At 34.3% G+C, this 825-nt stretch carries 2 protein-coding genes; both read left to right on the plus strand.

Annotation, left to right across the window (positions count from 1 at the left end; genetic code table 11):
• Positions 1-105 precede the first annotated feature (105 nt).
• The gene (locus BAZSYMA_RS09720; RefSeq protein WP_143243182.1) at positions 106-285 is read left to right on the plus strand and encodes a hypothetical protein; all 180 of its coding nucleotides are present in this window, start codon (positions 106-108) and stop codon (positions 283-285) included.
• Between the two features lie 137 nt (positions 286-422).
• Positions 423-788 carry an SdpI family protein gene (locus BAZSYMA_RS08680; protein ID WP_143243183.1) on the plus strand — a complete coding sequence of 122 codons (366 nt, stop codon included), beginning with the start codon at positions 423-425 and terminating at the stop codon, positions 786-788.
• Positions 789-825: the final 37 nt, after the last annotated feature.

Raw genomic sequence — 825 nt, forward strand, 5'->3', positions numbered from 1 at the left:
AAACCCCAACTGGCATAATGATTTCAACCAAAAAACAGTTTCACCCATTAGGTGAAAACCAAAGGCAACCAAGCCCCTCATTAACCAACCAAACTTTATGCGTTTTTGAACATTTTAAACTACAAACTTGATACAACTAACGAACTTTTGACCTCTCGTATTGGGCTTATTACACTAGCGCATACTATCCGAGTATTGGATTTATCAAAAACAATAGATCAACACTTCCCCGCATTGGGCAGTAATTGTGCCCTTAAAGCCTCAACCTTTATTAAGATGCTTTAAACTGGTACGCATGCAACTAAAGTTTAGTTGTTAGAAAATTCCTAATAACTGATTTGGTTAACAAGTTATACTAAAGCCAACATACTTATAATAAAAGGATTAGTGGTCGTTAATTACATTCACGCCATAATAAAATCATGAATACAAACGAATACATTATATACCCTCAAATTCAAGCAATTGAACCGACCGAAAATATGAAAAATCAAGAGATTATCAATAAACGCCACAGAATCCAAGGTGGCATAATGTTTATTGGTGGCTTGGTTTTTGCAGCTGTTATAACCGCTTATGCTTACAATGGGGATACTAATATTTTTACCTTTATTGGTGTTGGTATCACAATTTGTAGTTTCTTACGCTTTCCTCAAAGTGAGTGTCTTGTTGATTGGAATAATACAGAATCAATGCATTCGTATAATGTCAGTGAATTTCATAAAAGAGAAAATGACTGGGCTTTTCATTATTCCCCTAGGGCTACTGATCGTAAATATGATTTTTAACTACAATGGGTATATACCCATTATCTAGATTGGTTAT

The sequence above is a fragment of the Bathymodiolus azoricus thioautotrophic gill symbiont genome, from assembly GCF_001298715.1.
Taxonomy (GTDB): domain Bacteria; phylum Pseudomonadota; class Gammaproteobacteria; order PS1; family Pseudothioglobaceae; genus Thiodubiliella.